This is a genomic window from Limnohabitans sp., assembly GCF_030158565.1.
In the GTDB taxonomy this organism is placed as follows: Bacteria; Pseudomonadota; Gammaproteobacteria; order Burkholderiales; family Burkholderiaceae_C; genus Limnohabitans_A.
The window spans coordinates 24736-31419 of record NZ_JAOASQ010000060.1 but is presented as its reverse complement, the minus strand read 5'-3'; the positions used below and the strand labels follow the sequence as shown (position 1 = coordinate 31419).

The window sequence follows — 6684 nt, the reverse complement described above, 5'->3', positions numbered from 1 at the left end:
GCGGTGGCGTGACCCGCTCGCTGGCACTGGACGCCCACGGGAAATGCCTGAGTGCCAAACTGCTGAGCCTTGTGATTGAATAAGCCGAACCCCTTGAACCAGGAACGCCCCATGAAGACCACCTATCTCGCCACCTTGCTGACCGCTGCGCTGCTGGCCACCGCCACAGCCCACGCCCAAAGCTACCCCAGCAAACCCATCAAGGCCATCGTGCCTTTTGCGGCAGGCAGCGCCACCGACCAGATCGGCCGCGCCTTTGTGCAGAAAATGTCCGAGCAACTGGGTCAGCCCATCATCATCGAAAACAAGGCTGGCGTGAACGGCATGTTGGGTGCCGACGCCGTGGCCAAAGCCGCACCCGATGGCTACACCCTCATGGTCGGCACCAACAGCACCAACGCCGCCCTCAAGAGTCTGATGAAAAAGCTGCCCTACGACCAGGACACGGCTTTTGCACCCATTGGCTACATGGGGTCGGTGCCCCTGATCATCACGGTCAACAACGACGTGCCCGCCAAGAACCTCAAGGAGCTGGTCGCCTTGGCCAAGGCCAAACCGACACAGCTCACCTTTGCCAGCGCCAGCACATCGCAACGCGTCTCAACCGAAGTGCTCATGAGCATGTCGGGCATCCAAATGACGCATGTGCCCTACAAGAGCGGGCCTGCGGCCATGACCGACTTGATCGGCGGGCAAGTGAATTTGTTCTCCGCCGACTTTGCGGTGACATTGCCGCAAGTCAAAGCGGGCAAGATCCGTGGCCTGGCCGTCACATCCATGCAGCGCTCCAAGGCCATCCCCGAGCTGCCCACCGTCAACGAAGCCCTGGGCTTGAAGGACTACGAACTGATCGCCTACTTTGCGATGTTCGCACCGGCGGGCACCCCGGCCGACGTGATCGCCAAGCTGAACAAGGCCCTGAACGCCGCAGCCAACGACAAAGACATCCAGGAGAAGTTCGCAGCCATCGGTTTTGAAACCGCTCCCGGCACCCCAGAAGCCCTGGCCCAGCGCAACAAGGCCGAAACCGTCAAATGGGCCAAGGCGATCCGCGACGCGAAGATCGAAGCAGAGTGACTCTCCACTCAGACGGGTGACACATCCAGGGCTGGATAGCGGTGCTTGAGCATGGCTTCCAGTCCAAACTCCTTGAGCAGCGCCTGCAAGCGCTCAGCCGCTGAGCGCTTTTTCTGCCCGGTGTACTTGGCCAGAATCAGCTCGTTTTTCATCGAGTGCTCCCAACCCACCAGCTCGGTCACGGTGACGGCGTAGCCCTGTGACTCCAGATACAGGCAACGCAGCACGTTGGTGAGTTGGCTGCCCACTTCGCGCGTGTGCAGGGGGTGGCGCCAGAGTTCGGCCAGGGGCGTGCGCTGCAGGTTCAGCGCCTTATTCTGGTTGAGGGCCCGGGCCAGCTCGGCCTGGCAGCAAGGCACCAACACCATGTATCGGGCTTTCTTTTGCAGGCCAAAGGCGATGGCATCGTCGGTCGCGGTGTCGCAAGCGTGCAGCGCGGTGACCACATCGATCTGCTCGGGCAGCTCGGCGCTTTGCGTCGACTCGGCCACGCTCACATTCAGAAAGCGCATGCGCTCAAAGTGCAGCCGCTCGGCCAGCGCTTTGGACGATTCAACCAGTTCGCTGCGCGTTTCAATGCCGTAGATCGTGCCTTTTCCCAGCGCTTTGAAAAACAGGTCGTAAATGATGAAACCCAGGTAGGACTTGCCTGCGCCATGGTCGGCCAGCGTGGGGCCGTTGTCGCTGGTGGGCAGGTCCAGCAACAACTTTTCGATGAACTGAAACAGGTGATACACCTGCTTGAGCTTGCGGCGCGAGTCCTGGTTGAGCTTGCCGTCGCGGGTGAGGATGTGCAGCTGCTTGAGCAGCTCGACCGACTGGCCGGGGCGCACTTCGGGCGGCAAGGCTTGGCTGTCAATAGCCTGTGTTTTTTTCTTCATGGCGTGGGCCCCACATCCAGTTCCTTCCAGCCATCCAGCCCCAGCTTTTCCATCGTCGCCATATTCGTTTCGTAAATCATCTCGGCTTCAGGGAACGCCTCGACCGCCCGGTCGATGCTGGCTTCGCGGATCAGGTGCAGCGTGGGGTACGGCGAGCGGTTGGTGTAATTGGTGATGTCATCCGGCTCGGTGTCCGCAAACTGGAAGTCCGGGTGAAAACTGGCGATCTGGAATTCACCTTCCAAGTCGAGCTCTTGCAACACCGCATCGGCTTCATCCAGAAAGTCGTTGAACTCCAGAAAATCGCGCAGCATCTGCGGCACGATCAGCAGCACGGTCTCGCGCTCTTCGGGCGGCAGAGCGGCCAGCGCCTGGAGTTGTTCGATCAGTTCGTCACGCAGGCCTTCGAGACCTTTGGCTTCGCTGACGGCGTAATGGATCTGACCTTTGACATGCGGGGCCTTGGCAAAGGGGCAAAGGTTCAGGCCGATCACGGCGCGTTCGAGCCAGCGCACGGTGTCGGCAATTTCGATGTGTGGTGTGGGAGAAATCTCGGTCATGCGTCGATTGTGCCTGTGCGGCGAAACCCCTCAGAAGCCTGCTCAAACGCCTTGGCGCGCCAACAAGCGCCCAGCCAACCAAGCCAGCACCGCACCCACCACGCAGCAGCCCACGGTGACCAGCGGCGTGAACTGCCAACCGCCCGCACGCGCGGCCACGGCCGCCACCACGGGTGGCCCCACAAACTGGCCCAATGCCGACATCTGCTGCACCCAGCCCACGGTCGTAGCGACCTGCTGCTCGCCCGGCGCCAGGCGCACCGCCAGACTGAACAAGGTGCCCGGCACCAGGCCGCCCACACCCGAAAACAAGAGCACCCCGGCAAAACGCAGCCAAGGCCAAGCATCGGTCAAGGTGGCAAAAGCCAGCGTGCTGCCCAGTGCCATGGCGCCAAAGCCCAGCCACAAAGTCGAGCGCGGTGCCCAGCCGCCTTGCAGCAAGCGACCCGAAGCCATATTGCCTGCCATGTTGACGGCAGCGGCCAAGGCCGTGAGCACGCCCAGCAACGCGCCGCTGACACCCGCCGCCGTGTAGATGGAGGGCAGAAAGCCCACCACCGCCAGCCACTGACCCGAATACATGCCAAAAGTGAGGGCCACCAGCCAAGGGCCGGGAATGCTCAGCGTCAAGCGCAAACGGGTCCATGCGCCCTGCCCTGCTCGGGCCGCATCGGCAAGCGGATCTGCAGGCACCGCCCGGTACAGCCACAGCGCCATGGCCAACGACGCCGCTGCAAACAGCCACCACCAGGCGCCCCAACCCCAAGCCGGAATGAACAAAGGCCCCAACAACAAAGCCAGCGCCGTGCCAGTGGGCATGTAGGCGCCCCACACGCCCAACATGCCGGGCAGTTGTGGTGGCAGGACCAGGCGGCGAATCAAGGCGGGCGCTGGCAGCGCCACCAGCAAAAAGCCCAGGCCTTCGATGGCGCGCAAAACAAGCAGTGCCGTGACCGAGGTGGCAAAACCGCCCAGGCCGCTGGCCAGCGCCAGCAGGCACAGGCCGCGCACCATGCTGCGCTTGAGCCCCATGCCATCGGCCCAAAGACCAATGAACACGGCCAGGCTCAAACCCGCCACCTGCACAATGGACAACAAAAAGCCCGACTGCACCAGCGTGAGACCCAGCTCAGCCTGCAAGGCCGGTAAAGCGGGCGGCAACTTGCCCACCTGCAAGGCGGCCACGCCGCCAGCCGCGACGACCAGCCAAGCGCTGTGTTTAGAAGAAGCCATCACCATGGATCAGCCCCCCAAGGCCGTTCACAACAACTTGCGCCCTGTGAGGCGTTCATGTTCACGCAGCGCAAAGCGATCGGTCATGCCCGCGATGTAGTCAGCCACCGCGCGGTGACGGTCTTCGCGGGCCGCGAATTCGGCGCGCATCTCCTGAGGCTGCGAGAGGTACGCCTCAAACAATTCACGCACGGCCTGCTGCGCCTGCCCCATGATCTGTGTGACCTGTGGATGGCGGTACAAACTCGCAAACAAAAATTTCTTGAGCTCGGAGCTGCGCGTCTTCATCTCGTCAGAAAAGCGCACCAATGACCCGGCCAGTCGCGCCTCATCGGCTGTCTGAATACCGGCTGCAGCAATCGCCGCACGCGTGGTGTCGATCACGTCATAAACCTGCGCACTGAGCATGCGGCGAGTGCTCTCGTAAAGCCAACGCCGGGGCTTGTCACGCAGTTGCGGATGCTCGGCCAGCGACTGCTGCAAGTAATGGTCAAACAGGGGAACTTCGTGCATCTGGTCCAGCGAGAGCAATCCCGAGCGCACCCCGTCGTCGATGTCGTGGGCGTTGTAGGCGATCGCATCGGCCAGATTGCACAACTGCGCCTCCAAACTCGGCTGCGTTCGGTCCAGAAAACGCTGCGCGATCCCCCCGGGCTCTTGGGCTTCGATGGCTTCGGCGTTGACCCGCGAGCAGTGCTTGAGAATGCCCTCACGCGTTTCAAAGCTCAGGTTGAGGCCATCAAAAGCGGGATAGCGCTCTTCCAGCGCATCGACCACGCGCAGACTTTGCAAATTGTGTTCAAACCCGCCTTGCTCGGCCATGCATTCGTGCAGCGCATCCTGCCCGGCATGGCCAAAAGGCGTGTGGCCCAGGTCATGTGCCAACGCGATCGCCTCGACCAGGTCTTCGTTCAAGCCCAGCACCCGGGCAATCGATCGGCCCAGCTGGGCCACCTCCAGCGAATGCGTGAGCCGCGTGCGGAACAAATCACCTTCGTGGTTCAGGAACACCTGCGTTTTGTAGACCAGCCGCCGAAAAGCCGTCGAGTGCACGATGCGGTCGCGGTCCCTTTGGTAGGCATTGCGCGTGGGTGCGGGCGGCTCGGCATGGCGTCGGCCACGGGTTTGCGAAGGGTGGCTGGCCCAGGGGGCCAAGCCGGTGGCGTTCAAAACTTCAGGCACAGCAAGCATGGATCACATCGCGCACCATGTCATCGGGTGCACCGCACACGGTGGCTTGACCAGGACCGTCGATCACAACGAACTTGATGTCGCCGGCTTCGGCTTTTTTATCGAGGCGCATGTGGGCGATGTAGTGGCCTGCGTTGTCGCTCGCATCGATGAGCGGCGCACGCACCGGCAAGCCCGCGCGTTCAATCAGGGCTTTGAGGCGCACCACAAAAGCGGCATCGACCTTGCCCAGACGGTGCGACAACTCGGCCGCCATGACCATGCCGCAACCCACGGCTTCGCCGTGCAGCCAGACACCAAAGCCCAGACCCGCCTCGATGGCGTGGCCAAAGGTGTGGCCAAAGTTGAGGATAGCGCGCAGGCCCGCTTCGCGTTCGTCCTGGCCGACGACCCAAGCCTTGATCTCGCAGCTGCGCTTGACGGCGTGCGCCAGCGCGGCCGGGTCTTGCGCCATGAGCGCTTCGATGTTGGCCTCGATCCAGTCGAAGAAGGCCATGTCGGCGATCGGGCCGTATTTGATGACTTCGGCCAGGCCTGCACTCAGCTCACGCAGGGGCAAGGTGGTCAGGGTGTTCAGGTCGCACACCACGCGCACCGGCTGGTAGAAGGCGCCGATCATGTTCTTGCCCAGCGGGTGGTTGATGGCGGTTTTACCGCCCACAGAAGAGTCGACTTGCGACAGCAGCGTGGTGGGCACCTGCACAAAGGGCACGCCGCGCATGTAGCTGGCCGCAGCAAAGCCGGTCATGTCACCGATCACGCCACCACCCAGCGCAAACAGCACCGTCTTGCGGTCGCAGCCCTTGGACAAGAGTGCGTCAAAAATCAGGTTCAGGGTCTGCCAGTCCTTGTGGGCCTCGCCGTCCGGCAGCACCACGGTGTGGACTTGCTTGTAACGCGGGCTGATGGCGGCGCGCAAAGCAGCTTCGTACAGCGGCGCAATGGTGTCGTTGGTCACGATCATGGCCGTCTGGGCCTTGGGCAAACCGGCCCAGGTCTCAGCTCGGCCCAGCAGGCGCTGGCCAATGTGGATGTCGTAACTGCGGTCGTCCAGCGAAATGGCGACCTGCTCAAGGGAAATGGTGGACTCTGACATAGCCCTCAAGTGTAGGGCTTTGCCGGTCTGCTCAGGGCGTGGCTTGGGGTGCGGGGCTCTCTGGCCGGGCAGGCAACTGGCCCGACAACTCGAGTTGCATGATGATCATGTTGACCAAGGTGGACACCGAGGGGCGGCCGGTGTCGATGACATGGTGTGCGGTGGCGCGGTACAGCGGATCACGGGCTTCGTACAGTGCCCGCAGGCGCCCCATCGGGTCGTCCACCTGCAGCAAGGGGCGGCCGGTGTCGTGACGCACCCGGCGGTAAACGTCTTCCGGCGCAGAGCGCAGGTAGATCACATGGCCACGGTCGTGCAGATGGCGGCGGTTGACTTCGCGCAAAACCGAGCCCCCGCCCGTGGCCAGCACGCCTTGGTGATGCTGACTCAGGTCATCCAGCACTTGCTGCTCCACATCGCGGAAGCTGTCTTCCCCTTCGCGGGCGAAGAATTCCCTGATCGAACAACCCAAACGGTCTTCAATCACATGGTCGGAATCCACAAAAGGCAGGCCCAAACGGCGGGCCAATTGCCTGCCGATGGTGGTTTTGCCCGAGCCCGGAAGGCCCACGAAGATGATGCTCAAAGGGAAATCTCACACAAAAACTCGGGACAGCACCGCGACAAATGGGCCACCCGAACAGAG

Annotated in this window: 7 protein-coding genes; 1 reads left to right on the top strand and 6 read right to left on the bottom strand. The window is 62.5% G+C overall.

Going from position 1 to position 6684, the window contains the following annotated elements; all coding sequences use genetic code 11:
* Nucleotides 1-111: 111 nt before the first annotated feature.
* Nucleotides 112-1077 (top strand): tripartite tricarboxylate transporter substrate binding protein, encoded by a 966-nt coding sequence (locus Q1W40_RS12840; RefSeq protein ID WP_300712694.1) that lies wholly within the window; start codon nt 112-114, stop codon nt 1075-1077.
* An 8-nt stretch (nt 1078-1085) separates the two neighbouring features.
* On the opposite strand, the gene Q1W40_RS12835 is transcribed toward Q1W40_RS12840, so the two are convergent.
* From Q1W40_RS12835 to Q1W40_RS12810, 6 genes are read right to left on the bottom strand one after another with little or no spacing between them, the layout of a single operon-like run.
* On the bottom strand, nt 1086-1958 hold the full coding sequence (locus Q1W40_RS12835; RefSeq protein ID WP_300712692.1) for an SAM-dependent methyltransferase: 873 nt from the start codon (nt 1956-1958) through the stop codon (nt 1086-1088).
* The gene (locus Q1W40_RS12830) at nt 1955-2518 is read right to left on the bottom strand and encodes a DUF1415 domain-containing protein (RefSeq protein WP_300712690.1); all 564 of its coding nucleotides are present in this window, start codon (nt 2516-2518) and stop codon (nt 1955-1957) included. Before Q1W40_RS12830 ends, Q1W40_RS12835 begins: the two co-directional genes overlap by 4 nt.
* A gap of 42 nt (nt 2519-2560) precedes the next feature.
* Entirely contained in the window at nt 2561-3751 is a 1191-nt protein-coding gene (locus Q1W40_RS12825) for an MFS transporter (RefSeq protein WP_300712689.1), read from the bottom strand.
* A gap of 27 nt (nt 3752-3778) precedes the next feature.
* Complete coding sequence (locus Q1W40_RS12820) at nt 3779-4942, bottom strand: deoxyguanosinetriphosphate triphosphohydrolase (protein ID WP_300712687.1); 1164 nt, start codon at nt 4940-4942, stop codon at nt 3779-3781.
* The gene (aroB, locus tag Q1W40_RS12815) at nt 4926-6038 is read right to left on the bottom strand and encodes a 3-dehydroquinate synthase (RefSeq protein WP_300712685.1); all 1113 of its coding nucleotides are present in this window, start codon (nt 6036-6038) and stop codon (nt 4926-4928) included. The genes Q1W40_RS12820 and aroB overlap by 17 nt, the downstream gene beginning before the upstream one ends.
* Before the next feature lie 31 nt (nt 6039-6069).
* On the bottom strand, nt 6070-6624 hold the full coding sequence (locus tag Q1W40_RS12810) for a shikimate kinase (RefSeq protein ID WP_300712683.1): 555 nt from the start codon (nt 6622-6624) through the stop codon (nt 6070-6072).
* Nucleotides 6625-6684: the final 60 nt, after the last annotated feature.

Coding starts and splice junctions, on each gene's coding strand:
- Q1W40_RS12820 (WP_300712687.1), bottom strand. CDS start 4,942: ATGCTTGCTGTGCCTGAAGTTTTGAACGCCACCGGCTTGGCCCCCTGG.
- Q1W40_RS12840 (WP_300712694.1), top strand. CDS start 112: ATGAAGACCACCTATCTCGCCACCTTGCTGACCGCTGCGCTGCTGGCC.
- aroB (WP_300712685.1), bottom strand. CDS start 6,038: ATGTCAGAGTCCACCATTTCCCTTGAGCAGGTCGCCATTTCGCTGGAC.
- Q1W40_RS12830 (WP_300712690.1), bottom strand. CDS start 2,518: ATGACCGAGATTTCTCCCACACCACACATCGAAATTGCCGACACCGTG.
- Q1W40_RS12825 (WP_300712689.1), bottom strand. CDS start 3,751: ATGGCTTCTTCTAAACACAGCGCTTGGCTGGTCGTCGCGGCTGGCGGC.
- Q1W40_RS12835 (WP_300712692.1), bottom strand. CDS start 1,958: ATGAAGAAAAAAACACAGGCTATTGACAGCCAAGCCTTGCCGCCCGAA.